We start from the raw sequence: 26,979 nt of genomic DNA, 5'->3' as shown, positions 1-26,979 counted from the left end.
TCAGCACGCCCCGGTCGTCACGCCCCGGTCATCCGACGGGAGCGACGGACGGCCAGTACGGCGCCCGCGCCGAGGGTGACCATCCCGGTGCCCAGGCCCAGCGTCCACCACAGCCCCGTTCCGCTGTCGCCGGTCACCGGCAGGTGCGGGTGGTGCGTCGGGTACGGCGACGCGGTCGGCGACTGCGTCGGCTGGGTGGGCGACGCCGTGGGCGTCACGGTGGGCGACGCCGTGGGCGTCACGGTGGGCGACGCCGTCGGCTGGGTCGGCGACGCCGTCGGCGTCACGGTGGGCGAGGCCGTCGGCTGCGTCGGGGTGGCCGTCGGCGACGTCGGGGCCAACGGCCGCTCGCAGTTGGCCTCGGCGAGGATGACGGTGCCGACCGGGATGTCGACGACCTGGCCGCCGTCGACCGAGCCCGTCAACTGGACGGTGGCCAGCACCGCGACCGCGGCGGCGGTGTCGGCGGTGGTCTCCTCCACCGCGGTGAGGGTGACGGTGAGGCTGGCCTCGGTCAGGCCGGGCACCACGACGGCGGCGCTGGCGGTCACCCCGGGGGTGTTCGGCACCAGCACGGCGGGCGCGCCGAACAGGGTCAGCCCGACGACGTTGGTGTCGGCGGTGAGCGCGCCGCTCTGCGGGCAGTTCACCTCGGCGGTGATCAGGTCGGCGGCGACGACCGGAACGCCCAGGATCCCGAGCGCCAGTTCGGCGATGTCGGCGTTCGCCGACGACGCCGTCGGCCCACGGGTGGCGCTGACCTCCAGCACGGTGCCGCTGGCGGTGACCCCCACCGCGCCGGGGATCGTCACGGCGAGCCCGGTGGTGGTGTCGGTGCCGCCGCCGGGCGGCGCGGTCGCGCTGCCGATGGTGGCGTTGGCGGTGATGACCGGCACCCCCAGGACGCTGGCGGAGAGATCCACCACCACACCACGGGCGCTGGCGTCACCGGGTGCCGCGACGGCGGGACCACCGGTCGTCAGGGCGACGAGCCCCGCCATCCCCGCTCCGGCGACGGCAACGGTCGCCACTGATGCCATTCGTCTTACCAGTTTCACGCTCTGCCTCTTGTCCATCTGCCCTCCCGCCCTCGGAAGGAGTACGCCACATGAGGAAAACAGATCTATGCCCTAACAATGCGTTAAACGGACAAAACGGCAACGGCGGCCCCGGTGGCTAGCAATATTGTGTGCCACACACTATCGTGTGAGCCGTGGTAAGCGACGACATCCTGCGCACCCATCTCCAGGAGCTGCGCCGGGGCACGGTGGTGGTGGCGAGCCTGGTCGCGCTGCGCCGACCCGACTACGGCTACGCCCTGCTCCAGCGGCTCACCGACCACGGCTTCCCCGTGGACGCCAACACGCTCTACCCTCTGCTGCGCCGACTGGAGGAGCAGGGCCTGCTGACCAGCGAGTGGAACACCGAGGAGAGCCGGCCCCGGAAGTTCTACCGGACCAGCGACGAGGGGGAATCGGTGCTGCGCCTGCTGCTCGCCGACTTCTCCGCCGTGCAGAGATCCCTCACCGGCCTGATCGAAGGAGTGGCCCGATGAGTTCCCTGACCGACCGCTACCTCGCCGCCACGCTGCGGGCGGTGCCCGCCCCGCGCCGGGCGGAGATCGCCGACGAGCTGCGGGCCTCCATCGCCGACATGATCGACGGCCGCACCGACGCCGGCCAGGACCGCGAGACCGCCGAACGCGAGGTGCTCACCGAGCTGGGCAACCCCGAACGGCTGGCCGCCCGGTACGCCGACCATCGCCTCCAGCTCATCGGCCCCACCTACTACCTGGCCTGGCGGCGGCTGCTGCGGCTGCTGCTCGCCACCGTGCCGATCGCCATCGGCGCCCTGGTGGCCGTGCTCGACGCCGTCGACGGCGGCAGCGTGGGCTCGGCCATCGGCGTCGGCGTCACCACCGGCATCGAGGTGGTCGTCCAGGTCGCCTTCTGGGTCACGCTCACCTTCGCGGTCGTCGAGCGGCTGAGCCTGCCGGTCCACCTGCCCCGGTGGACCGTCGACCAGCTCCCCGAGGACCGGCCGGCCGGGCGCGCCGCCCCACTCGCCGACACGGCCGTGTCGATCGCGGCCCTGGTGCTCCTGATCGCGTTCCTGCCCTGGCAGCACTTCCGGTCCTGGGTACGCGACGACGCGGGCGACCACATCCCGGTGCTCGACCCCGCGCTGTGGCGGTTCTGGCTGCCGGCGCTCATCGCCCTGCTGGTCGCCGAGATCGCCCTCCAGGTGGCCAGGCACCGGGCCGGCCGCTGGACCTGGCCGCTGGTCGCCACGAAGGTCGCCCTCGACCTGGCGTTCGCGGTGCCGGTGGCCTGGCTCGTCCTCACCGACCGGCTGCTCAACCCCGAGTTCGTGCAGCGCGTCGACTGGCTGCGCGACGGCGCCAACCTCGACGTCGTCTACACGATCGCCCTGGTCGCGGTGGTGGCGTCGCTGGTGCGCAACACGGTGGCCATCGCCGGGCAGGCCCGCCGCCGGGCCGCCTGAGGCCCCGCGCCCGGGCCGGTCCGCCACCTGCGGGCCGGCCCGGGCGGCGCGCCGCCCGGGCGCGAAGGGTCAGCCGACCGCCGCCATGACCTCGTCGGAAACATCGAAGTTCGCGTAGACGTTCTGCACGTCGTCGCAGTCCTCCAGGACGTCGATCAGCTTGAAGACCTTGCGCGCGCCGTCCTCGTCCAGCTGCACGTTGACGCTGGGGACGAGGGACGACTCGGCCGACTCGTACTCGATGCCGGCGTCCTCCAGGGCGGTGCGGACCGCGATCAGGTCGCCCGGCTCGGAGACCACCTCGTACGCCTCGCCGAGGTCGTTGACCTCCTCCGCGCCCGCGTCGAGGACGGCCAGCATCACGTCGTCCTCGCTGGTGCCGGCCTTGGGGACGATCACCACGCCCTTGCGGGAGAACATGTACGACACCGAGCCGGCGTCGGCGAGCGAGCCGCCGTTGCGGGTCAGCGCGGTGCGCACCTCGGTCGCCGCCCGGTTGCGGTTGTCGGTGAGGCACTCGATGAGCATCGCGACGCCGTTCGGGCCGTACCCCTCGTACATGATCGTCTGCCAGTCGGCGCCGCCGGCCTCCAGGCCGGAGCCGCGCTTGACCGCCCGGTCGATGTTGTCGTTCGGTACGGAATTCTTCTTCGCCTTCTGGATGGCGTCGTAGAGCGTCGGGTTGCCGGCCGGGTCGCCGCCGCCGGTGCGGGCCGCGACCTCGACGTTCTTGATCAGCTTGGCGAACATCTTGCCGCGCTTGGCGTCGATCACGGCCTTCTTGTGCTTGGTGGTCGCCCACTTTGAGTGGCCGGACATCTGCTACCTCCGTCTGTTGATCACGCCGGCGTCGACTGCCCGCGCCAACTCCACTTCTCCACCGGCGCACGACGGGCCGGTCGGCTCTGCGTGGATGGCCGCGGCGGGCGCGGGGCCCTGCCGAACCGCGGCAATCCTACCGAGGTGGCACGCGGCGGTGTCACACCCGGCACCGGCACGCCCGGCTGCGGACACGCCGAGGGCCCGCCCGGGTGTCCGGGCGGGCCCTCGGCCACGGCTCAGGCGGCGCGCACCAGGTCCACGAAGTAGCGGTGCAGCCGCAGGTCGCCGGTCAGCTCGGGGTGGAAGGAGGTGGCCAGCAGGTTGCCCTGCCGGACCGCGACGATCCGCCCGGCGGCCGGCCCCTCGGTCACCTCGCCGAGCACATCGACGCCGACGCCGACGCGCTCGACCCAGGGCGCCCGGATGAACACCGCGTGGAACGGCTCCCCCGCGACCCCGGCGATCGCCACCGGGGCCTCGAACGAGTCGACCTGCCGGCCGAACGCGTTGCGCCGCACCGTCATCTCGATGCCGGCGAAGCCCCGCTGGTCGGGGCGGCCGTCGAGCACCTCGGTGGCCAGCATGATCATGCCGGCGCAGGAGCCGTAGACCGGCATGCCGGCGGCGATCCGCTTGTCGATCGGCTCGCGCATGTCGAAGATGTCGGCGAGTTTGCTGATCGTGGTGGACTCGCCGCCCGGGATGACCAGGCCGTCGACCGCGTCCAGCTCCCGCGGCCGGCGTACGGGACGGGCGTGCGCGCCCGCGCCGGTCAGGGCCGCCACGTGCTCCCGGACGTCGCCCTGGAGCGCGAGCACACCGATGGCGGGTGCTGCCGTCACGTTCGCTCCTCTCCTTGGCCGGTTGGTCGGGAAGGGGCCCTTCCTATGCAGAATGCGTTAACAGGGGGCCCCTCCTTGCACCGTCACCAGCCGCGTTCGGCCAGGCGGTGCGGCTGCGGGATCTCGTCGACGTTGATGCCGACCATCGCCTCGCCGAGGCCCCGGGAGACCTTGGCCAGCACGTCCGGGTCGTCGTGGAAGGTGGTGGCCTTCACGATCGCGGCGGCGCGCTGCGCCGGGTTGCCGGACTTGAAGATGCCGGAGCCGACGAAGACGCCCTCCGCGCCGAGCTGCATCATCATCGCCGCGTCGGCCGGGGTGGCGATGCCGCCGGCGGTGAACAGCACCACCGGGAGCTTGCCGGTCTCGGCGACCTCCCGGACCAGCTCGTACGGCGCCTGGAGCTCCTTGGCCGCGACGAACAGCTCGTCGGCCGGCAGGGAGCTGAGCCGGGCGATCTCCTGGCGGATCCTGCGCATGTGCATGGTGGCGTTGGAGACGTCGCCGGTGCCGGCCTCGCCCTTGGAGCGGATCATGGCCGCGCCCTCGGTGATCCGGCGCAGCGCCTCGCCCAGGTTGGTCGCCCCGCACACGAAGGGGACGGTGAACGCCCACTTGTCGATGTGGTTGGCGTAGTCGGCGGGGGTCAGCACCTCGGACTCGTCGACGTAGTCCACGCCGAGGGCCTGGAGGACCTGGGCCTCGACGAAGTGGCCGATGCGGGCCTTGGCCATGACCGGGATCGACACGGCGTCGATGATGCCGTCGATCATGTCGGGGTCGCTCATCCGGGACACCCCGCCCTGGGCGCGGATGTCGGCGGGGACCCGCTCCAGGGCCATCACCGCGACGGCGCCGGCGTCCTCAGCGATCTTGGCCTGCTCGGGGGTGACCACATCCATGATCACGCCGCCCTTGAGCATCTCGGCCATGCCGCGCTTGACGCGGGCGGTCCCGACGACGGGGGTGGCGCTGGCGTTCGGGGAGGTGGTTTCGGGCACGGGTCATCGCTCCTCGGCGTGCTCGGGGGGTGACGGCTAGCTGAATGCTACGTCGGGTGCAACGCCGCTCCGACAGCCAATCAGACCCACGGTGGCCTGCCCTGTGGCCGTCGTCACCCGGCCGGCGCGGCTCAGGCGGGCACGTCGGCCGGGAGCTCCAGGGTCGGGTCGTCGATGTCGAAGTAGCGCGGCCAGGGGTGCCGCCGCCCCATCCGCAACAGCCGCACCAGGGGTCGGCCGCGCGCCGAGCGGGCGTCGCGGACCAGGTCGGTGTGCACCTGGCGGGCCAGCGCGAGCCGCCGGCTCGCGGCGATCACCGCCTCGCAGTCCGGGTCGGCCGGGTCCAGCCGCACCGCCCGCAACTGCCGGGTGAGGTCGTTCTCGGCGGCCTCCCGCTCCTGCGGCTCGGCGTCGAGCGCGATCCGGGCCGCCGCGTACAGCTCGACGCCGTAGCGCCGCTCGGCCAGCACGGCCGCCGCCGCCGCGCGCCGCAGCAGGTGCGCGTCGAGGGCCCGGGCGGCGGACTCCGCGCGGACGCGCAGCCGCTCGACCCGGCCGGCGGTCCAGATCAGGTACGCCGCGACGAGCCCGACGAACAGGCTCGCGCCCACCACCCACCACATGCCCGGCATCGTAGTGCTGCTCCGTTCGCCTCGTCCGGGGTGCGGCCGACGCGGCCGGCGTCACTCCCGTCACGGAAGCCACCCCGGTCACACCACTCAGCCGGGCCCCGCCCATTCCTGGTCGATGACCCGCCCGTCGGTCGCCTCGATCGCCGCCGCGTAGACCTCCAGGACCCGGCGGGCGACCACGGGCCAGTCGAAGTGCGCCACCACCTGATCGCCGCAGGCGGTCAGCTCGGCCCGCCGCGCCGGATCGTCGAGCAGGCCCGTGAGGGCCGCCCGCAGCGCCCCGGCGTCGCCGGTGGGGAAGAGCTGCCCGGCCCGGCCGCCGTCGAGGACCCGGCGGAAGGCGTCGAGGTCGCTGGCGACGACGGTCGTGCCGGCGGCCAGGGCCTCGGTGAGGATCATCCCGAACGACTCGCCGCCGGTGTTCGGGGCCACGTAGAGGTGGACGCTGCGCAGCATCCGCGCCTTGTCGGCCTCGGAGACCAGGCCGAGGAACGTGACCCGGTCGCGCACCGGGGCGGGAAACCGGTCGAACAGGTCGTCCGGGTCGCCCGGCCCGGCGACCAGCAGCCGCAGCCCGGGCCGGACGGCGGCCAGCTCGACGAACGCGTCGCGCAGGATCGGGAAGCCCTTGCGGGCCTCGGTGAACCGGCCGAGGAAGCCCAGCGTGCCGCCCTCGCCGGGCCCGCACTCCCCGGGCCAGCCGGGCAGCGGGGCCGCGTGGCTGAACTTGGCGACGGTCACGCCGTTGGGGATCTCCACCGCGCCGCCGTCCATGTGCTCGACCTGGACCTTGCGGGCCAGCGCGCTGACCGCGATGCGGGCGGTGATCCGCTCCAGCACGATCTGGAGCACGCCCTGGGCGGCGGCGAGCACCCGGGAGCGGGTCATCGCGGTGTGGAAGGTGGCCACCACCGGCCCCTTGGCCGACAGCACGGCCAGCATCGACAGGCTCAGGGTCAGCGGCTCGTGCACGTGCAGCACGTCGAACTCGCCCCGGGCGATCCAGCGCCGGACGCGGGCGGAGGAGACCGGGCCGAAGGCGATCCGGGCCACCGACCCGTTGTACGGCAGCGGCACGGCCCGGCCCGCCGGCACCACGTACGGCGGCAGCGGCGAGTCCTCGTCGGCGGGCGCGAGGACGCTCACCTCGTGCCCGAGCCCGAGCAGCGCCTCCGCCAGGTCCATCACGTGGTTCTGCACGCCGCCGGGCACGTCGAAGGAGTATGGGCACACGATGCCGATCCGCATTCCGCGCCCCTTCGCCTCAGGCCGTCCCGGTGGCGGCCGGCGGGCCGGCGGCGGGCCGGGACCCGTCGCCGGTGCCGCGCTGGTCCAGCCACATCCGCTGCAACATGTGCCAGTCTTCCGGATGCCGGGCGATGCCCGCCGACAGACCGTCGGCAATGTGCTGGGTCAGCACCCGGACCCGCTGGTCCAGCGGCCCGCTGTCGGCGTCGGGCAGGGGCAGCGGGCCGGCGATCGAGGCGCACGCGGCGTCCGGTTCGTACCACATCGAGGCGACGTAGAGCGGGGCGCCGGTGCGGATGGCCAGCAGGGCCGGGCCGGCGGGCATCCGGGTGCGCGCGCCGAAGAAGTCGACCTCGATCCCCCGGGCCGAGAGGTCCCGGTCGGCCAGCAGCGGCACCACCGCGCCGCTGCGCAGCCGGTCGACCAGCACGTCGAAGGCGGGGCGCTCCCCGCCGTGGGTGGGCAGGATCTCCATGCCGAGGCCCCGGCGGAAGGCGAGGAAGCGCTGGTAGACGCCCTCGGGCTTGAGCCGCTCGGCGACCGTGGTGATCGGCCAGCCGGTGGCGGCCACCCAGGCCCCGGCGGCGTCCCAGTTGCCGGCGTGCGGCAGCGCCACCACCGCGCCCCGGCCGGCGGCCACGTCGGCGGCGAGCCGGTCGACGCCGTCGGGGGCGAGCCGGAACCCGGTGAGGATCTGCGCGCGGCTCAGCGCCGGCAGCCGGAACGCCTCCATCCAGTAGCGGGCGTAGGAGCGCAGGCCGCGGCGGACCAGGTCGTCCAGCTCCGCCTCGGGCAGCTCGGGGCCGACGACCCGGCGCAGGTTGGCGCGCAGCCGGGCCGTGCCCCCGCCGCCGGCGCGGTGGGCGCGGTCGGCGCCCGCCCGGAAGGCCGCGGCCACGACGGGCCGGGGCAGCGCGCGGGCCAGGCGCCAGCCGGCGACGTAGCCCAGCTCGGTGAGGTTCACCCCCGGGACCCGCTCGGCGTGCTCGCCTGCGCCTGCCGGTAGACGTGGGCCATCCGCTGCCCCACGGTGAAGATCGAGACGGCGGCCAGCAGCCAGAGGGCGACCTGGAGGGCGTACGGGACGCCGACGCCGGTGAGCAGGCCGCCGACGCCGACGATGAGCAGCCGCTCGGTGCGCTCGGCGATGCCGACGTTGCAGGTCATGCCGAGGCCCTCGGCGCGGGCCTTGACGTAGGAGACGAGGCCCCCGGCGGCCAGGCAGAGCAGCGCGGCGGCGACGCCGGCGTGGTCGCCCTCGGTGGCCAGCCAGTAGGCGACCGCGCCGAAGACGGCGCTGTCGGCGACCCGGTCCATGCTCGAGTCGAGGAACGCGCCGAACCGCGTCGAGCCCCCGCTCATCCGGGCCATCGTGCCGTCGAGCAGGTCGGTGAGCGCGAAGAACGTCACGACCAGCGCGCCGGCGACGAGGTGGCCGCGGGCGCCGAGGCCGAGCGCGCCGACGAGCACCCCGAGGGTGCCGGTCACGGTGACGGCGTTCGGGGTCACGCCCGCGCGGAGCAGGCGGCGCGCGATCGGCTCGACGACGCGGGTCATCCCCGCGCGGGCCGACACTTGGAAGATCTTCGCCATGGCGGTCCCACGATAACGGCCGGCACCCCGGGACGGTACGCCCCGGTCGCCGACCCGCCCGAGGAAGTCTTGTGCCGGCTCCGCAAGAGGTGTGAGATCGAGCGTGGGGGTGAGTTAGCTCACCCGCCGGACCGTCCCGTGCCCGCCGTGCGGCGGATCACCGGAGGATGTCGCCGCGGCAGCGGCATCGGGCCGCTTCCCGTCGCGCGCGGCGGTCGCCACCCACCACCGGCCAAGGGAGGTGCGCCCCATGGCGCAGAAGAGTCAGGACAAGGGGGCCGTCGGCGGCGCGCCGACGGTGACCGAGCCCGACGGGGTACGCAACGTGGTGCTCGTCGGGCACTCCGGGGCCGGCAAGACGACCCTGGTCGAGGCGCTGCTCGCAGCCACCGGCACGATCGGCCGGGCCGGCTCGGTCGCCGAGGGCACCACGGTCTGCGACCACGACCCGGCCGCCGTGCGCCAGCAGCGCTCGGTGAGCCTGGCCTGCGCCCCGCTGGTGCACCAGGGCGTCAAGATCAACCTGCTGGACACCCCCGGCTACGCCGACTTCGTCGGCGAGCTGCGCGCCGGCCTGCGGGCCGCCGACGCCGCCCTGTTCGTGGTCTCCGCCGTCGACGGGATGGACGCCACCACCGCCGCGCTGTGGGAGGAGTGCGCCGCCGTCGGCATGCCCCGGGCGGTCGCGGTGACCCGGCTGGACCACCCGCGCGCCGACTTCGACGAGGCCGTGGCGCTGTGCCAGCGGGTCTTCGGCGACAACGTGCTGCCGCTGCACCTGACGATGCTCGGCGACGACGGCGAGTCCGTCGCGGGGCTGCTCGGCCTCGTCACCCGCCGGGTCCTCGACTACACCGCCGGCCTGCCGGCGCAGGTGCGCGAGCCGGACCCGGAGCACCTGCCGGCGATCGCCGAGTCCCGCAACGAGCTGATCGAGGGGATCATCGCCGAGAGCGAGGACGAGTCCCTCATGGACCGTTACCTCGCCGGCGAGGAGATCGACACCGCCGTGCTGGTCGCCGACCTGGAGAAGGCCGTCGCCCGGGGGCACTTCCACCCGGTGCTGCCGGTCTGCGCGGCGACCGGGGTCGGCCTGGACGTGCTGCTCGACGGCCTGGTGTCGGCGTTCCCCTCGCCGCTGGAGCACGAGCTGCCCGCCGTCACCGGGGTCGACGGCTCGCCCCGGCCGCCGCTGGCCTGCGACCCGTCCGGCCCGCTCGTCGCCGAGGTGGTCCGCACGACCGTGGACCGGCACGTCGGGCGGGTGTCGCTGGTCCGGGTCTTCTCCGGCACCCTGCGCCCCGAGCTGACCGTGCACGTCGCCGGGCACGGCATGGCCGAGCGGGGGCACCCCGACCACGACGCCGACGAGCGGGTCGGGCACGTCTACACGCCGCTGGGCGCGAGCCTGCGCGAGGTGGGCGCGTGCGTGGCCGGCGACATCTGCGCGATCACCAAGTCGGGCAGCGCGGAGACCGGCGACACCATCTCCGCCAAGGACGACCCGCTGCTGGTCGCCCCGTGGGAGATGCCCGAGCCGCTGCTGCCGGTCGCCGTCGTCGCGCGCAGCCGCGCCGACGAGGACGCCCTGGCCCGCAACCTCGCCCGGCTCGTCGCCGGCGACCCGACCCTGCGGCTGGAACGCAACCCGGAGACCCACCAGCTCGTGCTGTGGTGCATGGGCGAGGCGCACGCCGACGTGGTGCTCGACCGGCTGCGCGGCGGCGGCGTCGAGCTGGACACCGAGCCGGTGCGGGTGCCGCTGCGGGAGACCCTCGCCGGGCCCGCGAAGGGGCACGGCCGGCACGTCAAGCAGTCCGGCGGCCACGGCCAGTACGCCGTCTGCGACATCGAGGTCGAGCCGCTGCCCCGGGGCGCGGGCTTCGAGTTCGTCGACCGGGTCGTCGGCGGCGCGGTGCCGCACCAGTACGTCCCGTCGGTGGAGAAGGGCGTCCGGACGCAGCTGGAGCGGGGCCTGGTCGCCGGGCACCCGGTGGTGGACCTGCGGGTGACCCTGGTCGACGGCAAGGCGCACAGCGTCGACTCCTCCGACGCGGCGTTCCAGACCGCCGGGGCGCTCGCGCTGCGCGACGCCGCCGAGAAGGGCCAGCCCGTCCTGCTGGAGCCGGTCGACGAGGTGGTCGTGCGGGTGCCGGGGCACACCGTCGGCGCGGTGCTGGGCGACCTGGCCGGGCGGCGCGGCCGGGTGCTCGGCACCGAGCCCGACCCGGACGCCGAGGGGCACGCGCTGGTGCGCGCCGAGGTGCCGGCCGTCGAGCTGCTGCGCTACGCCGTCGAGCTGCGCTCGCTCACCTCGGGAACGGGCACCTTCCGCCGCCGGTTCGCCCGCTACGACCCCGCACCCGCCCACTGACCGGTCAGGGGCGGGTGGGCGGGGTCGGCGGCATCGGCCAGTAGGGGCGGTCGGCGGAGCGCAGGGCCGCCGACCGCAGCGCCGCCAGTCGGCGTTCCACCTCGGCGAAGTGGTCCGGGGCCAGCGGGCCGAGGGCCAGCGCCGCGGCGTTCTCCTCCACCTGGGCGACCGTGCGGCAGCCGGGGATCGGGACCGCCCGGCCGCTGCGGGCCCAGAGCCAGCCCAACGCCCCCTGGGCGAGGGTGCGGCCGTCGGCGGTCAGCGCCGACCGGACCGCGCCGACCCGGCGCAGCCACTCCGGGGCGGGCCGGCCGCTGCGGAACCACTCCAGCCAGGTCGCCGTCGCCCCCCGCACGTCGTCGCGGGGCAGGGTGGAGCCGGCGGCGTACTTGCCGGTGAGCAGGCCCATGCCCAGCGGGCCGCGGTTGATGCTGGCCAGGTCGTACTTGTCGCAGACGGCGAGCATGTCGGGGGTGTCGCGCAGCACCGACAGGTCGTGCTGCACGGCGGTGCCGAGGCGGGCGCCCTGGCCGAGGGCGTCGGCCCGGTCCACCCGGTCGGTGCTCCACCCGTACGCCCGGATCAGCCCCTCGGCGACGAGGTCGTCGCAGGCCGCGAAGAGCGCCTGCGCGCGCGGCACCGCCAGGTCGCCCAGGTGCAGCTGGTAGAGGTCGATGCGGTCGGTGCCGAGGCGGCGCAGCGAGTCGGCCACGGCCCGGCGCAGGTACGCCGGCGAGGCGTCCCGCCCGGTGGCCTGGCGGGTCGAGGGGTCGAAGGTGTAGCCCCACTTGGTGGCGATCACGGCCTCGTCGCGGCGGCCGGCGAGGGCTCGGCCGAGGACCTGCTCGCCGTGGCCCGCGCCGTACGTGTCGGCGGTGTCGAAGAGGGTCACGCCGAGGTCGAGCGCCCGGCGGACCGCCCGGACCGACTCGGCGTCGTCGACCGCGCCCCAGCCCAGCGGCTGGACGCCCTCGGCCCAGGGGCCGCCGATGGCCCAGCAGCCCATGCCGAGGGCGCTGACCTCGATGCCGCTGCGACCCAATGTCCGTGTCGTCACTGCCACCGCCAGATCGTGCCACTCGGAGCGCCGCCGCGGACGGCCGTTTCACCGGAACGAGACGAACCGGCCACGGAGGGTCAGCCGGGCCAGGCGTCGCGGAACAGGTCGCGGGTGTCGGTGAGCAGCTGCGGCAGCACCTTCGTGCGCCCGATCACCGGCATGAAGTTGGCGTCGCCGCCCCACCGAGGCACCACGTGCTGGTGCAGGTGCTCGGCGATGCCGGCCCCGGCGACGCCGCCCTGGTTCATCCCCAGGTTGAACCCGTGGGCGTTGCTGACCCGCCGCACCACGCGCATGGCGGTCTGGGTGAACGCCGCCAGCTCGGCGGTCTCGGCGAGGTCGAGGTCGGTGTAGTCGGGCACGTGCCGGTAGGGGCAGACCAGCAGGTGCCCCGGGTTGTAGGGGTAGAGGTTGAGCACCGCGAAGACCCGCTCGCCCCGGGCCACCACCAGGCTCTCCTCGGCCGGCAGGCCGGGGGCGAGGCAGAACGGGCAGCCGCCGGGTCGGTCGTAGCCGCCCTCCGGGCGGTCGGAACCGGAGACGTACGTCATCCGGTGCGGGGTCCAGAGCCGTTCCAGCCCGTCGGTCATGCCGTCGCCCGTGTGCCGTTCCGCCCCTGTCACGCCGTCGATCCTACGTTCCCGGCGGCGGATAGGGGGTGAAGAATCTTGACGGAGAGACGTTGATCGATGAAGCTTCCAGTCAGGAAAAGGCTCGACAACCGTCGATGGGAGATCACGTGAAGACCGCACTCCGCCGGCTCGGCAGGGCCCTGGCCGCCTGCGCTCTCGCCGCCACCACCACCCTGGTCGGGCTGACCGTGACGACCGGTGCCGCGCACGCCGACGGGTGCTACACGTGGGGCCGGTCGCTGGCCTCCGGCGCCACCGGCGAGGACGTCCGGCAGCTCCAGATCCGCCTCGCCGGCTACCCCGGCTACGGCGCGGTCCTCGGCATCGACGGCTCGTTCGGCCCGGCCACCCGCTCGGCGCTGATCCGCTTCCAGCAGGCGTACGGCCTGTCCGCCGACGGCGTCGCCGGCCCGCAGACCTTCACCAAGCTGTACGCGCTCCAGGACGACGACTGCACGCCGGTCAACTTCAGCTACGCCGAGCTGAACAACTGCAACGGCGACTGGTCCGGCGGGGCGGTGTCGGCGAGCACCGCGCGGTTCAACGCCCTCGTGTCGATGTGGAAGCTCCAGGCCCTGCGGCACGCGCTCGGCGACCAGTCGATCCGGATCACCAGCGGCTTCCGCAGCTACGCCTGCAACAGCGCGGTCGGCGGCGCGTCCAACAGCCGGCACCTCTACGGCGACGGCGTCGACATGGGCTCCGGCCCGCACTCGCTGTGCCGGCTGGCCCAGCAGGCCCGCAACCACGGCTTCGCGCAGATCCTCGGCCCCGGCTACCCGGACCACAACGACCACGTCCACGTCGGAGCGGCGGGCGGCTGGTCGGCCCCGAGCTGCGGCATCTGACCCGCCCTGGGCGGGAAGGGTCCCCCTCGCCCGGCAGCCGCCGAGCGCCTCACCGGCGGCCGCCGTGAGAGGGGGACCCTTCTCTACCGAATGCGTTAAGAGGGGGCCCTTCCTTGCGCCTTACCCCTGCGCCGACGGGCCGGCGTTGGTGCGGGAGTTGACCACGTCGAGCACGTGGGCCACCGCCTCGTCGACCGGCACGCCGTTGCGCTGCGAGCCGTCCCGGTAGCGGAACGACACCGTGCCCGCGGCCACGTCGTCGTCCCCGGCGATCACCATGAACGGGATCTTCTGCTGCTGGGCGGTGCGGATCTTCTTCTGCATCCGGTCGTCGCCCGCGTCCACCTGGGCCCGGATGCCCTCGGCGCGCAGCGCCGCGACGAACCCGTGCAGGTAGTCGGTGTGGTCCTCGCGGATCGGGATGCCCACCACCTGCACCGGGGCCAGCCAGGCCGGGAACGCCCCCGCGTAGTGCTCGGTGAGCACGCCGAAGAACCGCTCGATCGACCCGAACAGCGCCCGGTGGATCATCACGGGTCGCTGCCGGCTGCCGTCGGCCGCCTGGTACTCCAGGCCGAAGCGCTCCGGCAGGTTGAAGTCGACCTGGATGGTGGACATCTGCCAGGTCCGGCCGATGGCGTCCTTGGCCTGCACGGAGATCTTCGGCCCGTAGAAGGCCGCGCCGCCCGGGTCGGGCACCAGGTGCAGGCCGGACTCCTGCGCCGCCGAGCGCAGCGCCTCGGTCGCCCGCTCCCAGTTCTCGTCGGTGCCGACCGACTTCTCCGGGTTGCGGGTCGACAGCTCCAGGTAGAAGTCGTCCAGGCCGTAGTCGCGCAGCAGTTCGAGCACGAAGGCGAGCAGGGACTTCAGCTCCCCGGCCATCTGCTCCTCGGTGCAGAAGATGTGCGCGTCGTCCTGGGTCATGCCCCGCACCCGGGTCAGGCCGTGCACCACACCGGACTTCTCGTAGCGGTAGACCGTGCCGAACTCGAACATCCGCAGCGGCAGCTCCCGGTAGGAGCGGCCCCGGGACCGGAAGATCAGGTCGTGCATGGGGCAGTTCATCGGCTTGAGGTAGTAGTTCGCGCCCTCGACCTCCATGGGCGGGAACATCCCGTCGGCGTACCAGTCGAGGTGCCCGGAGACCTCGTACAGGTGGCCCTTGGTGATGTGCGGGGTATTGACGAAGGAGTAGCCGGCCTGCTCGTGCTTGATCCGCGAGTAGTTCTCCATCTCCCGCCGGATGATCCCGCCCTTGGGGTGGAAGACCGCCAGGCCGGAGCCCAGCTCGTCGGGGAAGCTGAACAGGTCCAGGTCGACGCCGAGCTTGCGGTGGTCGCGCCGGGCGGCCTCCTCCAGCAGCCTCAGGTACGCCTTCAGCTCGTCGCGGGTCGGCCACGCGGTGCCGTACACCCGCTGGAGCTGGGGGTTCTTCTCGCTGCCCCGCCAGTAGGCGGCGGCCGAGCGCATCAGCTTGAACGCGCCGATCAGCCGGGTGTTCGGCAGGTGCGGGCCCCGGCACAGGTCCGACCAGCAGACCTTCTCCTCCTTGGCGTCGAGGTTGTCGTAGATGGTCAGCTCGCCACCGCCGACCTCCATCACCTCGGAGGAGTCCAGCCCCTCGCCCTTGACGTCGATCAACTCCAGCTTGAACGGCTCGGCGGCCAGCTCGGCCTTCGCCTCGTCCAGGCTCGCGAACCGCCGCCGCCGGAACCGCTGCCCGGACTTGACGATCTCCTGCATCCGCTTCTCGAGCTTCGCCAGGTCGTCGGGCTGGAACGGCTTGCCGACGGCGAAGTCGTAGTAGAAGCCGTTCTCGATCGGCGGGCCGATGCCGAGCTTCGCCTCGGGGAACACGTCCTGCACCGCCTGGGCGAGCACGTGCGCGGTCGAGTGGCGCAGCACGTTGAGCCCGTCCGGGGTGTCGAGGGCGACCGGCTCGACGACGGTCTCCTCGGCGGGCGCCCAGTCCAGGTCGCGCAGGTTGCCCTGCGGGTCGCGGACCACGACGACCGCCTTCGGGCCGCTGGACGGCAGCCCGGCCGCGGCCACCGCGTCGGCCGCCGTCGTCCCGGCGGCGACGACGACGGGGTCGGCCACGACGGGGGTACGGGGTGCGGACACGGTGACTCCTCCAGAGGACGACAGACGCGGCCGGCTGGCCGCCCCCGCTGATGCTAGCGGGCAAGGAAGGGCCCCTTCTTATCGCATTCGGTAGTGGAAGGGCCCCTTATTAACGCCGAGGGCCGGGCAACGCGGCGCACGGCGGCCGGCCGCGGGCGGGGCGCCGGATTGAACCTTTCGGCCGCGCCAGCCGAACTACCGGGTGGGGCCGGTGGCACAGGCGGCCGGAGGAAGACGAAGGGTGGGGCGAGGGTGGCGATGATCCGCACGTACGAACGAGGGCTCCGGTTGGCGGCGTCGGCCGCCGTGGCCGTCGTCGCCGCGACGCTGGGCTGGGCCGGCACGGCGCTGGCGGCGGACGTGACGAGCACCCCGGAGCAGGCCCGCCAGGGCGACCCGGTACGGCTGGAGATCGTCGTGCCCGAGGAGCGCCCCGGTGCCCGCACCGAACGGATCGAGCTGCGGCTGCCGGCGGCGGCGCCCGTGGGCGAGGCGTACCCGATGTCGGTGACCGGCTGGGCCCCCCTGATCACCACCCGGAAACTGGCCGAGCCCATCCCCGGCATCCACGGCACGACGATGGACACGGTCACCGCCTCGGTGGTCTGGACCCGGGCCAAGGGCGCGCCCGCCGGTCCCGCCCGCCTCGCCGTCTCGATGGGGCCGCTGCCCCAGGCCGAGAAGATGGTGTTCGAGGTGGTGCAGACGTACTCCGACGGCACGGTCGTGCGTTGGGCGGACCCGGCCGGCGGCACGCGGCCCGCCCCGGTGCTGACCCTGCTGCCGGCAGCGGCGGGCGGGCACGGCGGGGACGGTGCCGCCGGTGCGCACGGCGGGGGCCCGTCCGACACGACGGCGGCCGGCGAGGCTCCCACGCCGGCCGTCGCCCTGTCGGACGGCGCCGCGGCAGGCGACCGCGGGATGACCGATGCCCTGCTGGCGGCGGGTCTGGTCGCGGGGCTCGGCGGGGGCGCCGCGCTCGGTTGGCTGGCGACCCGGTGGCGGCGGCGGACCGACCAGACGGCGGCGACCACGTCGGACGGCGACGACCTGCGCCGCATCCTCGACGGCGACCTCCCGCCGCCGGACGCAGGCGAGCCGGCCGAGACCGCCGACGGAACGACCGCCACGCACGCGCCGGCCGGGACCGCCGACGGAACGACCGCCACGCACGCGCCGGCCGGGACCATCGGCGGGGCCGCTGCGGACGAGCCGGCCGGGGCCGCCGACGGGACGACCGCCACGCACGCGCCGGCCGGGACCATCGGCGGGGCCGCTGCGGACGAGCCGGCCGGGGCCGCCAGCGGGACGACCGCCACGCACGCGCCGGCCGGGACCATCGGCGGGGCCGCTGCGGACGAGCCGGCCGGGGCCGCCGACGGGACGACCGCCACGCACGCGCCGGCCGGCGCGGTCGGCGCGGTGGTGGAGCCGCAGCCGGCGGGCCGGTAGCCCGGCGACGGCTCCGCGAGGCAGGCGACGCGCCGACGCCCGGCCCGGCAGCCGGGCCGGCGACCGGCCCTGCGACCCGGCCCGGTGGGAGACGCCCGCCGGTCAGGCGATCCAGTCGGGCAGGGGCTCGCGGGCGGCGAGCCAGTCGGCGGGTACGCCGCCCGGCGCGCCGACGCCGGTGTGGGCGGCCACGACCGCCCCGACGATGGCGGCCGTGGTGTCGACGTCCCCGCCCGCCTCGACGCAGGCCCGGATCGCGGCCGGGTAGTCGTCGAGGTGGGTCGCCGCGACCCAGAGCGTGAACGGCACCGTGTCCTGCGCGGTCACCCGGGAGCCGTTGCCGAGCGCGTCCACGGCGACCGCGAGGGGGCGGCCCAGCAGGCCTGCGGCACGGCGTACCCCCTGGTGCACCTCGCCGGGGTCGAGGGCCGCGGCCACGGCGGCGAGCAACCGCGACGGCGGCGGGCGGTCCCCGTCGAGGCGGGCCCGGGTGGCCAGCGCGGCGGCCACCGCGACCGCGACGGCGCCGGCGATGCCCTCCGGGTGGGCGTGGGTGACCTCGGCGGAGGCCCGGGCCTGGGCCGCCGCCTGCCGGGTCGAGTCGGCGAACCACGCCCCGAGCGGGCCGACCCGCATCGCCGCGCCGTTGCCGCACGAGCCCTGCCCGTCGAACGCGGAGGCCGCGGCGACGGGCCACGGCGTGCCGGTGCGGATCAGGCGCAGGATGGTCACCGCGCCGGTCCCGTAGCCGCGGTACGGCTCGCAGCGGTGCGCGAAGGCCAGCGCGAGCCGGTCCCGGTCGATCTCCCCGGCCCCGGTCAGCTCGGCCACCACGGAGCAGGCCATCTCGGTGTCGTCTGTCCACTGCCACGGCGTCGGCGGGAGCCGGCCGGCGGCGAGGTCGGCGGGCCGCCGGCCCGGCACGAAGAACTGCGAGCCGAGGGCGTCGCCGACGGAGAGGCCGTGCAGGCTGTCCCGGGCGAGCGCCGCGCGGGTGTCCGCGAAGAGCGTGAATGCCATGGCCGTACCAGCTTGCCCGGTCGCCGGGTGCGCCGCAACGCGCCCCGCTTGCCATCACGAGTACGGTGCTGACGTGGCCACGGTGCTCCTGGTCGAAGACGACCACGTCGTACGCGGCGCGATGCTGCGGTCCCTCGCCGACCGTGGGCACGCCGTGCACGCCGTGGGCACCGCGCTGGACGCGCTGCGCCGGGTCGCGGCCCAGACCCCCGACCTGGTGGTGCTGGACCTGGGTCTGCCCGATCTCGACGGCTCGGACGCCCTGCGGATGCTGCGCGGGATCACCGACGTGCCGATCATCATCGCCACCGCCCGCGACGACGAGCAGTCGGTGGTGCGGCTGCTGCGGGCGGGGGCCGACGACTACATGGTCAAGCCGTTCACCGGCGCGCACCTGGACGCCCGCATCACCACCGTGCTGCGCCGCGCGGGCCGGGCCAGCCGGACCGTGCAGCCGGCCGTGCACACCGTCGGCGGCCTGCGGGTGGACGTCGGGGAGCGCAGCGCCCTGCTCGACGGGGTGCCCCTCGCGCTGACCCGCAAGGAATTCGACCTGTTGGCGTATCTCGCCGCCCGGCCCGGGCGGGTAGTGTCCCGCCGGGAACTCTTGGAGGAGGTATGGCGGCAGCCGTCGGTCGGCGAGGACCAGACCATCGACGTTCACCTCTACTGGCTACGTCGCAAAATGGGCGAGTCCGCGGCGAAGCCGCGCTACCTGCGCACCGTGCGGGGGGTGGGCTTCCGGTTGGTGGCCCCGGACTGAGGGCCGCGCTGGCCTGGCTCACGGCCGGCATGTGCGGCCTCGTCGCGCTCGCCTTCCTGGTGCCCCTCGGCATCAGCCTGGGCGAGCGGACCCGCGAGGAGGCCATCGCGGACGCCGCCCGGCGCAGCGCGCTGGTCACCGGGACCCTCGCGGTCAGCACCGAGCCGGCCGTCGTGCAGCGCGCGGTGGAGGCCAGCGGCGAGGACCCGGCGACCCGGCCGGTGGTGCACGGGCTGGGCGGCGACGACACGGCCGGCCGGGCCGACGGGGCGGCGCTGGCCCGGGCCGCCGCCGACCGGCGTTCCGTGGTCACCGACGTGCCGGGCGGGGTGCTGCGGCTCGACCCGGTGGTGCTGGGCGACTCGGTGGCCGTGGTCGAGGTGTTCGTCCCGGACGCCGCCCTCGACGAGGGCGCCACGGGCCGCTGGCTGCTGCTGGGGGCGGTGGCGGTGGCGCTGGTCGGCGCCGCCGTGCTGGTGGTGGACCGGGTCGCGGCCCGCACGGTCGACTCGACCCGGGGGCTGGTGCAGGCCGCCCTCGCCGTCGGCGACGGCGACCTGGGGGTACGCGTCGAGCCGACCGGCCCGCGCGAGCTGGCCGAGGCCGGCTACGCGTTCAACCGGATGGCCGACCGGCTGGTGGCGGCCCGCACCGACGAGCGGGAGCTGGTGGCCGACCTGTCGCACCGGCTGCGGACCCCGCTGACCGTGCTGCGGCTGGACGCCGACGGGCTCGACTCGGACGACACCAGCGTCGGCTCGTTCACCGAGGCGGAGCTGGACCGCCGGCGGGCGATCCGGCGGATCCGGCAGGCGATCGTCACCCTGGAGGGCGAGATCGACGTGCTGATCAACACGACCCGCAAGGCGGTCGCGCACGAGGCCGGGCCGGCGATGTGCGACGTCAGCGAGGTCGTCCGGGACCGGATGGTGTTCTGGTCGGCCCTCGCCGGCGACCAGAACCGGCCGCACCGCGTCAGCGGCGCGCAGCTGCGCATCCCGGCGCCGGTGCCGCGCGCCGAGCTGGCCGCCGCGCTCGACGCGGTGATCGGCAACGTGTTCCGCTACACCCCGCAAGGCACCGCGTTCGAGGTGGCGGTCTCCCGCCGCGACGGGTATGTGGCGATCCGCATCGACGACGCCGGCCCCGGCATCGCCAACCCGGACCGGGCGCTGCGCCGGGGGGCCAGCGACCAGGGCTCCACGGGGCTGGGGCTGGACATCGCCAAGCGGGTGGCGTTGCAGGCCAACGGGTCGGTCAGCATCGACCGGGCCCGGCTCGGCGGGGCCAGCGTGGTGATGCTGCTGGCCGACCCGGAGGCCACCCCGCGACAGGTCAGCCGGTTCGGCCTGGTCGGGCGGATGGCCCGGGACGCGCGGGAGCCGAAGGCCGAGGGCCGCCGCTGGCCCCGCCGACGCCCGTCGGACGGCTGACCCGGCGACCGGCCGGGACCGGCCGGTTGTGCGCAGACGCAAGTCTTCCTTAGATCCGGATTAACCACGGCGGCACATCGAACGCCCGGTGGCAGGATCTGGGACGAACCCATCAGTTCCACCGGCCAGTTCCGGGTTTCCACCGGTCGGTGGAGCCGTGCGCGCGGCGGGAGTGCGGTCCCCCCACAACCTCCTCCCGCCGCGCGCCAGCCCGGAAGTCGTCAGCCGGCCGTCGCGGCCAGGTAGCCGTCGATCTCGGCGGCGAGCCGCGCCTTCTCCCCCGGTGCCAGGAACGACGCCGTGACCGCGTCGGTGGCCAGCGCCGCCAGCCCCTGCGGGCCGAGGTCGAGCAGCCGGGCCGCCACCGCGTACTCGTCGTTGAGGGTGGTGCCGAACATCGGCGGGTCGTCGGAGTTGATGGTGACCAGCACGCCGGCCTCGACCAGCCGGGGCAGCGGGTGGACGTCGAGCGAGGCCACGGCCCGGGTGCGCACGTTGGAGGTGGGGCACACCTCCAGGGCGATGCGGTGCTGCGCCAGGTGGGCCAGCAGCTCGGGGTCCTCGGCGGCGGAGATGCCGTGGCCGATGCGTTCCGCGCCGAGGTCGCGCAGCGCGTCCCAGACCGTCTGCGGGCCGGTGGTCTCGCCCGCGTGCGGGACCGAACGCAGCCCGGCCGCCCGCGCCCGGTCGAAGTACGGCGTGAACTGGGGCCGGGGCACGCCGATCTCGGGGCCGCCCAGGCCGAAGCTGATCAGGCCGGCGGGCTGCTCGTCGAGGCAGATCCGCAGGGTCTCCTCGGCGGCCGGCAGCCCCGCCTCGCCGGGGATGTCGAAGCACCAGCGCAGGGCGATGCCGAAGTCGGCCTCGGCCCGCTTGCGGGCGTCCTCGATGGCCTCGCAGAAGGCCGGCGCGGGGATGCCCCGGCGCACGTGCGAGTACGGGGTGACGGTCAGCTCGGCGTACCGGACCTGCTGTCGGGCCAGCTCGCGGGCCACCTCGTGGGTGAGCAGCCAGACGTCCTCGGGGTCGCGGACCAGGTCGACCACGCTGAGGTAGACCTCGATGAAGTGGGCGAAGTCGCGGAAGGCGAAGTAGTCGGCGAGGGCGTCCGGGTCCGCCGGCACCGGGCTGGCCCCCTCGTGGCGGGCGGCCAGCTCGGCCACGATGCGCGGCGACGCGGAGCCGACGTGGTGCACGTGCAGCTCCACCTTGGGCAGACCGGCGATGAAGGCGGACAGGTCGGTCACGGGCTCTCCTCGGGAGGGTGCGGCGGACGGGCACCGGTGCGGGCGACGACGAACACGCGGCGGAACGGGAAGCACGCCCGCCCCTGCCGGACCGGGTACGCCGCCGCGAGACGGGCGGCGAGCTGGGCGCGGAAGTCGGCCCACCGGGCGTCGTCCAGGGCCGCCCGGACGGGGCGCAGGGCGGTGCCCTCCATCCAGGTCAGCACCGGGTGGTCGGCGTCGGCGGGAGCCGGCAGCAGGTGCACGTACGTAGTCTCCCAGGCGTCGACCGCGCAGCCGGCGCGGGTCAGCAGCGTGGCGTAGCCGACCGCGTCGTCGACCGGGTCGGCGCGCAGCGCCGGGGCGAGGGTGGCGGCCCACGGCCCGCCCCGGGCCACCGCGTGCAGCGCCCGGTGCGAGGGCGCGCCGAAGTTGCCCGGCACGGCGAAGGCGAGCCAGGCCCCGGCGGGCAGCTCGGCGGCCCACCGGGTCAGCAGCTCCCGATGGCCGGGCACCCACTGGAGCAGCGCGTTGCTGACCACCACGTCGACGTCGGCGTCGGGACGCCAGTCGCGCACGTCGCCGACCGCGAAGTCGACCGGCGCGGCCAGGGCGGCGGCCCGCCCGATCATCTCCGCCGAGGCGTCGAGGCCGGCGACGCGGGCGTGCGGCCAGCGGGCCGCCAGGCCGGCGGTCAGCGTCCCGGGCCCGCAGCCGAGGTCCACCACGGCCCTCGGCCGCTCGGCCGGGACCCGCGCGAGCAGGTCGTGGAAGGGCCGCCCGCGCTCGTCGCGGTAGCGCAGGTACGTCGCCGGATCCCACATCGCGCCTCCAAACCGTACGTCCGTCTTGTTTTCAAGATACGGCCCGCCGCACGGCCGGACAAGCCCGATCACTAGGCTCGGGGGCATGGAGCAGCGCACCTTCACCCGGCTCGGACGGCACGTCGGCGTGGTCGGGCTCGGCGCCTGGCAGCTCGGCGCGGACTGGGGCCGGGTCGACGAGGCCGACGCGACGGCCGTCCTGACCGCCGCCCTGGACTCCGGCGTCACGTTCGTCGACACCGCCGACGTCTACGGCGACGGGCGCAGCGAGCAGATCATCGGGCGGTTCCTGCGGTCCCACCCCGACGCGGGGCTGACCGTGGCGACGAAGATGGGCCGCCGGGTCGAGCAGCGGCCGGAGGCGTACACGGCGGAGAACTTCCGGGCCTGGACCGACCGGTCCCGGGCCAACCTCGGCGTGGACACCCTCGACCTGGTCCAGCTGCACTGCCCGCCCACCGCCGTGTTCGCCGACGACCGGGTCTTCGACGCCCTCGACGCCCTCGTCGCCGACGGGCGGATCGCCGCGTACGGGGTCAGCGTGGAGACCTGCGACCAGGCGCTCACCGCGATCGCCCGGCCCGGCGTGGCCAGCGTCCAGATCATCCTCAACGCGCTGCGCCTCAAGCCGCTCGACCGGGTGCTGCCGGCCGCCGCGGCCGCCGGGGTCGGCATCATCGCGCGGGTGCCGCTGGCCAGCGGCCTGCTCTCCGGCCGGTACGACGAGCACACCACCTTCGCCGCCGACGACCACCGCACCTACAACCGGCACGGCGAGTCGTTCGACGTCGGGGAGACCTTCTCCGGGGTGGACTACGGCACCGGGCTGGCCGCCGTGCGCCGGCTCGCCCCGTTGGTCGGCACGGGCCGCACCATGGCCCAGTTCGCGCTGCGCTGGGTGCTCGACCAGCCGGGCGTCACGGTGGTCATCCCCGGGGCCCGCGACGCCGAGCAGGCCCGGCGCAACGCCGCCACGGCCGACCTCGCGCCGCTCACGCCCGACGAGCTGGCCGCCGTCCGGGACACCTACGACGAGCTGATCCGGCCGCAGGTGCACGACCGGTGGTGACCCGCCCGGCGGCGGTGCTCGCGCGCCGCGGCGACGACGCGCATGCTGGACCGGGCCGGCGCGTCCGGCCGGCGAGCGGAGGGGGGACGCGATGAAGGGGTGGCTCCGGCTCACCCTCGGCCTGCTCGCGGTGGTCGTCGGCGCCGTCTGGACGGTGCAGGGCCTCGGCTACGTCGGCGGGAGCATGATGACCGACCAGCGGATCTGGGCGCTGCTCGGCCCGGTGCTGGTCCTCATCGGACTCGCGACCCTCTGGTACGGCCTGCGCGCCCGACGCCGCCGCCCGTGACCCCGAGCACGACGGGTCGGGCACGTGAAAAGCCCCGCATCCCGAACGGGACACGGGGCTTGACTTGATCCGGGTCGGATCATCCCCTCGGCCGGCGGGCCGGCCGCGGCTGCTCAGATCGGGCGGACCTGCTCAGCCTGCGGGCCCTTCTGACCCTGGGCGATCTCGAACTCCACCCGCTGGTTCTCCTCCAGCGTACGGTAGCCGCTGGTCTGGATGGCCGAGAAGTGGACGAACACGTCAGCACCCCCGCCGTCGACGGTGATGAAGCCGAAGCCCTTGTCTGCGTTGAACCACTTCACGGTTCCCTGCGCCATGTGTATCTCCTTCTAAAACTGGCGGCCGAGCACGCCGTGCGGCCGATTGGCCGTTTTCGAGCAGCGGCGCCTGAGGCGGCCCCCTGTGCAGGAGACTTCTCTCAACCCACGCCATCTCGCAACAGCGTGGAACAGCAAACCACGTAGCGAAAACTCTGCACAGCCTACCCGACGAAATTCTTCGACATGTGACCTGAAGGACGCCCGAATTCCGACCTCCCGGGCCCTTCCCGCACGCACGAAGACCCCCTTCCCGGTCACCCGGAAAGGGGGCCCACGCCTGTCTTGGCTGGTCAGTCGGGCCAGCGGCCGGTCAGCCGGCGTACGCCCACCGCGCCGCCGCGGTCGACGGCCGCGCGGACCACGGAGAAGATCGCGCCCTGGAGGGCGGCGGCGGCAAGGATCTCGCCCCAGCCGCGGTCCTCGTCGGTCGCGCTCGGGGCCTCGCCGTCGCCGGCCGTCATCTTCCAGACCTGCCGGAAGATCACGCCCGCGACCGCGCCGGCCGCCAGCCCCATCAGCACCCCGACGGGCTTGTAGGCCGCCCTGCCGATGCCCTTGCTCACCTGCGCCTCCCCCGGACGATCAACAGCACGATCATGGTAGCCACCGCGCCGGCGGCGACCGCCGCCCACGGCACCGGGCCGCGGCCCAGCTCCGCGCCGGCGGCGGCCCGCTCCCGGGCGGCCTCGGCCCCCTGGGCGGCCTGCCCGCGCACCCGGGCCACGGTCTGCGCGGCCTGCTCCCGCACCCGCCCCTTCGCCTGCTCGGCGGAGGAGCGCAGCCGGGCCTTGACGTCGGCCTTCGCGGCCAGCGCCTCCATCGTCTCGCCGAGCTCCACCCGGGTGCGCCGGATCTCCTCGCGCAGGGCCTCCGTGTCGCCCGTGCCGTTGCGGCCGTTCGCGCTACCCGTCATGCCCGTCCCCTGTCCTTCACCGCGGCGGTGACGGTGTCCACGTCCGCCCGGACGCTGCGCACCGCCGCCGCCGGCACCGGCGGGACCGCCTGGCCGACCTGCTTCTTGCCGACCAGGGCGAGGACCCCGGCCAGCAGGAAGAGCGCCACCGCGACGATCAACGCGGCCGCCCAGGCCGGCACGACCAGCGCCAGCAGCAGGATCGCGGCGGCGACCAGCGCGCCCAGGCCGTAGAGCGCCAGCGCGCCGCCGCCGCCGAAGAGGCCGATCCCGATGCCGGCGTGCTTGCCCTTCTGGGTCAGCTCCGCCCGGGCCAGGGCCAGCTCGTCGCGGACGAGCCGGGAGACCTGCTCCGTGGCCCGCTGCACGAGCTCGGCGGTGGACGGCTCGCTCCCGGTCCGCGACGTGCGGTGATTCGCGACGTCAGCCATGCTGTCCTCCTTTCGTCATCACCGCGCTGTATGCCCGGAGTCGCCGCCCGTCAATCCTGCGCGGGCACGGCCGGTCGCACCGGCCGCGCCGCGCAGCAGTCCCCGGGAGACGGCCGTTCAAACCCGCCGGGCCCCGCGACGGGCCTCCGGCGGTTCAACGCGCCGCCACCGGCGCAGGACGCGCCACACCGGCCGTCAGCGCCCGGCGGCGGCGTGGTTCCCGGACGGGGCGGGGACGTCGCCGGACCGGGCCGGGGCGTCCTTCGGCGTCGGCCCGGCGGCACGGGGCGGGGCCGGGCCGTCGGCGGCCGACGGCCGGGCGTCGCCGGCCGACGGGGCCGGGGCGTCCGGGCGGGCGGCTGGCTCGTCCGGGCCCACGAACGCCTCGCTGCGGGCCGCGCCGTCGTCGCTGCCGCCGAAGACCCGGGCGTCGTCGGGCACGTCCGCCTCGGCGCGGCGGCGCGCCGGGCGGCGGGGCTGCACCGCCTGCCAGGGCAGCGCGCCGGACGCGTCGCCGACCTCGGCGCGCATCCGGGGCAGCGCGGTCGGGCGGTGGTCCCGCACCCAGCCGACCAGGTGCTCCCGCACCAGGCAGCGCAGGTCCCACAGGCTGCCGGCGTTCGCCGCGCTGACCAGCGCCCGCACCTTGATCAGGCCGCCCGTGGCGTCGGTGACCTGCAGGACGCAGACCCGGCCGTCCCACAGCTCGCTGCCCTCCACCAGCCGGCGCAGCTCCTCCCGCATCGCCTGCACGTTGATCGACCAGTCGACGTCGAACTCGGCGGTGCCCAGCACCGCCGCCTCCGTGCGGGTCCAGTTCTGGAACGGCTTGCTGGTGAAGTACGAGGTGGGCAGGATCAGCCGGCGGTCGTCCCAGATCTGCACGACCACGTAGCTGAGGGTCAGCTCCTCGATGCGTCCCCACTCCCCCTCGACGACCACCACGTCGTCGAGGCGCACCGCGTCGCTGAAGGCGAGCTGGAGGCCGGCGAAGACGTTGCCGAGCAGGCTCTGCGCGGCGAGCGCGGCCACCACACCGACCACACCGGCGGAGGTCAGCACGCCGGCCCCGACGCCCCGGACGCTCGGGAAGGTCATCAGCATCACGCCGACGGCGAGGATCACGATCACCGCGATGGTCAGCCGGCGCAGCATCACCACCTGGGTACGCACCCGGCGGGCGTGCCGGTTGTCCGGCACGTCCACCCGGAACCGGGCCAGGGCGACGTCCTCGACCACCACCAGCAGCGAGGCGACCAGCCAGGCCAGGGTGGCGATGATGCCGAGCACCAGCGCGTGCAGCACCACCTGCCGCCACGGGGTGCCGACGGCGTAGCCGGTGGAGAACCGGACGGCGAACTGCACGGCGAGCACGGTCGCGGCGACCTGGAACGGGCGGTGCGCGTGGTCGGTCAGCTCGGTCATCAGCAACGAACGCCGGCCGAGCCGGCGGGTCGTCCGGTGCACCACCTCGGCCAGGAAAAGGGCGATCGCCGCCGCGGCGAGCGCGGCGACGATCGTCATGAGGTAGCTCTGCACGGGTGTCTCTCCCCCTTCG

Annotated in this window: 27 protein-coding genes and 1 pseudogene; 9 read left to right on the top strand and 19 right to left on the bottom strand. The window is 74.8% G+C overall.

What is annotated here, in order from left to right; genetic code table 11:
- Window positions 1-17: 17 nt before the first annotated feature.
- Window positions 18-1,031 (bottom strand): hypothetical protein, encoded by a 1,014-nt coding sequence (locus O7628_RS24415; RefSeq protein ID WP_278133990.1) that lies wholly within the window; start codon window positions 1,029-1,031, stop codon window positions 18-20.
- A 182-nt stretch (window positions 1,032-1,213) separates the two neighbouring features.
- Between O7628_RS24415 and O7628_RS24410 the strand changes: the two genes are divergently transcribed.
- Both O7628_RS24410 and O7628_RS24405 read left to right on the top strand, forming a co-directional pair.
- Window positions 1,214-1,555 (top strand): PadR family transcriptional regulator, encoded by a 342-nt coding sequence (locus tag O7628_RS24410; RefSeq protein WP_074475975.1) that lies wholly within the window; start codon window positions 1,214-1,216, stop codon window positions 1,553-1,555.
- On the top strand, window positions 1,552-2,505 hold the full coding sequence (locus O7628_RS24405) for a permease prefix domain 1-containing protein (RefSeq protein WP_278133986.1): 954 nt from the start codon (window positions 1,552-1,554) through the stop codon (window positions 2,503-2,505). Before O7628_RS24410 ends, O7628_RS24405 begins: the two co-directional genes overlap by 4 nt.
- Before the next feature lie 69 nt (window positions 2,506-2,574).
- On the opposite strand, the gene O7628_RS24400 is transcribed toward O7628_RS24405, so the two are convergent.
- The 7 genes from O7628_RS24400 to pgsA form a co-directional block, all read right to left on the bottom strand.
- The gene (locus O7628_RS24400) at window positions 2,575-3,324 is read right to left on the bottom strand and encodes a YebC/PmpR family DNA-binding transcriptional regulator (RefSeq protein ID WP_178064271.1); all 750 of its coding nucleotides are present in this window, start codon (window positions 3,322-3,324) and stop codon (window positions 2,575-2,577) included.
- Window positions 3,325-3,563: 239 nt separating this feature from the next.
- Entirely contained in the window at window positions 3,564-4,169 is a 606-nt protein-coding gene (gene pdxT / locus O7628_RS24395) for a pyridoxal 5'-phosphate synthase glutaminase subunit PdxT (protein ID WP_178064270.1), read from the bottom strand.
- An 83-nt stretch (window positions 4,170-4,252) separates the two neighbouring features.
- On the bottom strand, window positions 4,253-5,170 hold the full coding sequence (pdxS, locus tag O7628_RS24390) for a pyridoxal 5'-phosphate synthase lyase subunit PdxS (RefSeq protein WP_043962916.1): 918 nt from the start codon (window positions 5,168-5,170) through the stop codon (window positions 4,253-4,255).
- A 131-nt stretch (window positions 5,171-5,301) separates the two neighbouring features.
- Window positions 5,302-5,802 carry a hypothetical protein gene (locus O7628_RS24385; RefSeq protein ID WP_278133982.1) on the bottom strand — a complete coding sequence of 167 codons (501 nt, stop codon included), beginning with the start codon at window positions 5,800-5,802 and terminating at the stop codon, window positions 5,302-5,304.
- Between the two features lie 87 nt (window positions 5,803-5,889).
- Window positions 5,890-7,050 carry a glycosyltransferase family 4 protein gene (locus tag O7628_RS24380; protein WP_278133980.1) on the bottom strand — a complete coding sequence of 387 codons (1,161 nt, stop codon included), beginning with the start codon at window positions 7,048-7,050 and terminating at the stop codon, window positions 5,890-5,892.
- A gap of 16 nt (window positions 7,051-7,066) precedes the next feature.
- Window positions 7,067-8,014, bottom strand: a complete 948-nt coding sequence (locus tag O7628_RS24375) for a phosphatidylinositol mannoside acyltransferase (protein WP_278133977.1) — start codon at window positions 8,012-8,014, stop codon at window positions 7,067-7,069.
- On the bottom strand, window positions 8,011-8,643 hold the full coding sequence (gene pgsA, locus O7628_RS24370; protein ID WP_074475966.1) for a phosphatidylinositol phosphate synthase: 633 nt from the start codon (window positions 8,641-8,643) through the stop codon (window positions 8,011-8,013). The genes O7628_RS24375 and pgsA overlap by 4 nt, the downstream gene beginning before the upstream one ends.
- A gap of 250 nt (window positions 8,644-8,893) precedes the next feature.
- Between pgsA and O7628_RS24365 the strand changes: the two genes are divergently transcribed.
- Window positions 8,894-11,017: an elongation factor G-like protein EF-G2 gene (locus O7628_RS24365; protein ID WP_278133974.1), complete on the top strand. Its 2,124-nt coding sequence runs from the start codon at window positions 8,894-8,896 to the stop codon at window positions 11,015-11,017.
- 4 nt (window positions 11,018-11,021) lie between these two features.
- Here O7628_RS24365 and O7628_RS24360 read toward each other — a convergent pair whose 3' ends face one another.
- Complete coding sequence (locus O7628_RS24360) at window positions 11,022-12,080, bottom strand: aldo/keto reductase (protein ID WP_178064267.1); 1,059 nt, start codon at window positions 12,078-12,080, stop codon at window positions 11,022-11,024.
- Window positions 12,081-12,154: 74 nt separating this feature from the next.
- Window positions 12,155-12,667 carry an HIT domain-containing protein gene (locus O7628_RS24355; RefSeq protein ID WP_278136395.1) on the bottom strand — a complete coding sequence of 171 codons (513 nt, stop codon included), beginning with the start codon at window positions 12,665-12,667 and terminating at the stop codon, window positions 12,155-12,157.
- 149 nt (window positions 12,668-12,816) lie between these two features.
- On the opposite strand from O7628_RS24355, the gene O7628_RS24350 reads away from it, so the two are divergent.
- Window positions 12,817-13,557, top strand: a complete 741-nt coding sequence (locus tag O7628_RS24350; protein WP_246384553.1) for a D-Ala-D-Ala carboxypeptidase family metallohydrolase — start codon at window positions 12,817-12,819, stop codon at window positions 13,555-13,557.
- Between the two features lie 120 nt (window positions 13,558-13,677).
- Here the strand turns inward: O7628_RS24350 and thrS are convergent, their stop codons facing one another.
- Complete coding sequence (gene thrS / locus O7628_RS24345; protein ID WP_278133970.1) at window positions 13,678-15,681, bottom strand: threonine--tRNA ligase; 2,004 nt, start codon at window positions 15,679-15,681, stop codon at window positions 13,678-13,680.
- A 258-nt stretch (window positions 15,682-15,939) separates the two neighbouring features.
- On the opposite strand from thrS, the gene O7628_RS24340 reads away from it, so the two are divergent.
- Window positions 15,940-17,133 carry a YcnI family protein gene (locus O7628_RS24340; RefSeq protein WP_278133967.1) on the top strand — a complete coding sequence of 398 codons (1,194 nt, stop codon included), beginning with the start codon at window positions 15,940-15,942 and terminating at the stop codon, window positions 17,131-17,133.
- Between the two features lie 102 nt (window positions 17,134-17,235).
- On the opposite strand, the gene O7628_RS24335 is transcribed toward O7628_RS24340, so the two are convergent.
- A complete protein-coding gene (locus tag O7628_RS24335) occupies window positions 17,236-18,153 on the bottom strand; it encodes an ADP-ribosylglycohydrolase family protein (RefSeq protein ID WP_278133965.1) in 918 nt (305 codons plus the stop codon).
- A gap of 73 nt (window positions 18,154-18,226) precedes the next feature.
- Between O7628_RS24335 and O7628_RS24330 the strand changes: the two genes are divergently transcribed.
- The gene (locus O7628_RS24330) at window positions 18,227-18,916 is read left to right on the top strand and encodes a response regulator transcription factor (protein ID WP_043962905.1); all 690 of its coding nucleotides are present in this window, start codon (window positions 18,227-18,229) and stop codon (window positions 18,914-18,916) included.
- Window positions 18,917-18,945: 29 nt separating this feature from the next.
- The gene (locus O7628_RS24325; RefSeq protein WP_176734928.1) at window positions 18,946-20,349 is read left to right on the top strand and encodes a HAMP domain-containing sensor histidine kinase; all 1,404 of its coding nucleotides are present in this window, start codon (window positions 18,946-18,948) and stop codon (window positions 20,347-20,349) included.
- A gap of 221 nt (window positions 20,350-20,570) precedes the next feature.
- Here the strand turns inward: O7628_RS24325 and O7628_RS24320 are convergent, their stop codons facing one another.
- Both O7628_RS24320 and O7628_RS24315 read right to left on the bottom strand, forming a co-directional pair.
- Complete coding sequence (locus O7628_RS24320; protein ID WP_278133959.1) at window positions 20,571-21,596, bottom strand: adenosine deaminase; 1,026 nt, start codon at window positions 21,594-21,596, stop codon at window positions 20,571-20,573.
- Window positions 21,593-22,399, bottom strand: coding sequence for a trans-aconitate 2-methyltransferase (locus tag O7628_RS24315; protein WP_278133958.1), 807 nt, complete (start codon window positions 22,397-22,399; stop codon window positions 21,593-21,595). The genes O7628_RS24320 and O7628_RS24315 overlap by 4 nt, the downstream gene beginning before the upstream one ends.
- A gap of 85 nt (window positions 22,400-22,484) precedes the next feature.
- On the opposite strand from O7628_RS24315, the gene O7628_RS24310 reads away from it, so the two are divergent.
- On the top strand, window positions 22,485-23,468 hold the full coding sequence (locus O7628_RS24310; protein ID WP_278133955.1) for an aldo/keto reductase: 984 nt from the start codon (window positions 22,485-22,487) through the stop codon (window positions 23,466-23,468).
- Window positions 23,469-23,559: 91 nt separating this feature from the next.
- Window positions 23,560-23,757, top strand: coding sequence for a hypothetical protein (locus tag O7628_RS24305; RefSeq protein WP_043962901.1), 198 nt, complete (start codon window positions 23,560-23,562; stop codon window positions 23,755-23,757).
- A 113-nt stretch (window positions 23,758-23,870) separates the two neighbouring features.
- On the opposite strand, the gene O7628_RS24300 is transcribed toward O7628_RS24305, so the two are convergent.
- The 5 genes and pseudogenes from O7628_RS24300 to O7628_RS24280 all read right to left on the bottom strand — a co-directional run.
- Complete coding sequence (locus O7628_RS24300; protein ID WP_007075740.1) at window positions 23,871-24,074, bottom strand: cold-shock protein; 204 nt, start codon at window positions 24,072-24,074, stop codon at window positions 23,871-23,873.
- 293 nt (window positions 24,075-24,367) lie between these two features.
- Entirely contained in the window at window positions 24,368-24,640 is a 273-nt protein-coding gene (locus O7628_RS24295) for a DUF4235 domain-containing protein (RefSeq protein ID WP_278133952.1), read from the bottom strand.
- The gene (locus O7628_RS24290) at window positions 24,637-24,990 is read right to left on the bottom strand and encodes a DUF3618 domain-containing protein (RefSeq protein WP_278133950.1); all 354 of its coding nucleotides are present in this window, start codon (window positions 24,988-24,990) and stop codon (window positions 24,637-24,639) included. Before O7628_RS24290 ends, O7628_RS24295 begins: the two co-directional genes overlap by 4 nt.
- The gene (locus tag O7628_RS24285; protein WP_278133948.1) at window positions 24,987-25,421 is read right to left on the bottom strand and encodes a phage holin family protein; all 435 of its coding nucleotides are present in this window, start codon (window positions 25,419-25,421) and stop codon (window positions 24,987-24,989) included. Before O7628_RS24285 ends, O7628_RS24290 begins: the two co-directional genes overlap by 4 nt.
- 357 nt (window positions 25,422-25,778) lie before the next feature.
- Window positions 25,779-26,960 (bottom strand): annotated as a pseudogene (locus O7628_RS24280) (mechanosensitive ion channel family protein); the annotation flags it as partial.
- Between the last annotated feature and the right edge of the window lie 19 nt (window positions 26,961-26,979).

Origin of the sequence: Micromonospora sp. WMMD956, from assembly GCF_029626125.1 — a bacterium.
Classification (GTDB): Bacteria; Actinomycetota; Actinomycetes; order Mycobacteriales; family Micromonosporaceae; genus Micromonospora; species Micromonospora carbonacea.
The sequence above is the reverse complement of the archived record's forward strand: the minus strand, read 5'-3'. Positions and strand labels throughout refer to the sequence as shown.

Excerpts from the sequence above, each read along its gene's own strand:
- O7628_RS24405 (WP_278133986.1), top strand. The coding sequence starts at position 1,552 with ATGAGTTCCCTGACCGACCGCTACCTCGCCGCCACGCTGCGGGCGGTG.
- O7628_RS24400 (WP_178064271.1), bottom strand. The coding sequence starts at position 3,324 with ATGTCCGGCCACTCAAAGTGGGCGACCACCAAGCACAAGAAGGCCGTG.
- O7628_RS24385 (WP_278133982.1), bottom strand. The coding sequence starts at position 5,802 with ATGCCGGGCATGTGGTGGGTGGTGGGCGCGAGCCTGTTCGTCGGGCTC.
- O7628_RS24380 (WP_278133980.1), bottom strand. The coding sequence starts at position 7,050 with ATGCGGATCGGCATCGTGTGCCCATACTCCTTCGACGTGCCCGGCGGC.
- pgsA (WP_074475966.1), bottom strand. The coding sequence starts at position 8,643 with ATGGCGAAGATCTTCCAAGTGTCGGCCCGCGCGGGGATGACCCGCGTC.
- O7628_RS24365 (WP_278133974.1), top strand. The coding sequence starts at position 8,894 with ATGGCGCAGAAGAGTCAGGACAAGGGGGCCGTCGGCGGCGCGCCGACG.
- O7628_RS24355 (WP_278136395.1), bottom strand. The coding sequence starts at position 12,667 with ATGACCGACGGGCTGGAACGGCTCTGGACCCCGCACCGGATGACGTAC.
- O7628_RS24340 (WP_278133967.1), top strand. The coding sequence starts at position 15,940 with ATGATCCGCACGTACGAACGAGGGCTCCGGTTGGCGGCGTCGGCCGCC.
- O7628_RS24335 (WP_278133965.1), bottom strand. The coding sequence starts at position 18,153 with ATGGCATTCACGCTCTTCGCGGACACCCGCGCGGCGCTCGCCCGGGAC.
- O7628_RS24325 (WP_176734928.1), top strand. The coding sequence starts at position 18,946 with ATGTGCGGCCTCGTCGCGCTCGCCTTCCTGGTGCCCCTCGGCATCAGC.
- O7628_RS24315 (WP_278133958.1), bottom strand. The coding sequence starts at position 22,399 with ATGTGGGATCCGGCGACGTACCTGCGCTACCGCGACGAGCGCGGGCGG.
- O7628_RS24310 (WP_278133955.1), top strand. The coding sequence starts at position 22,485 with ATGGAGCAGCGCACCTTCACCCGGCTCGGACGGCACGTCGGCGTGGTC.
- O7628_RS24305 (WP_043962901.1), top strand. The coding sequence starts at position 23,560 with ATGAAGGGGTGGCTCCGGCTCACCCTCGGCCTGCTCGCGGTGGTCGTC.
- O7628_RS24300 (WP_007075740.1), bottom strand. The coding sequence starts at position 24,074 with ATGGCGCAGGGAACCGTGAAGTGGTTCAACGCAGACAAGGGCTTCGGC.
- O7628_RS24290 (WP_278133950.1), bottom strand. The coding sequence starts at position 24,990 with ATGACGGGTAGCGCGAACGGCCGCAACGGCACGGGCGACACGGAGGCC.
- O7628_RS24285 (WP_278133948.1), bottom strand. The coding sequence starts at position 25,421 with ATGGCTGACGTCGCGAATCACCGCACGTCGCGGACCGGGAGCGAGCCG.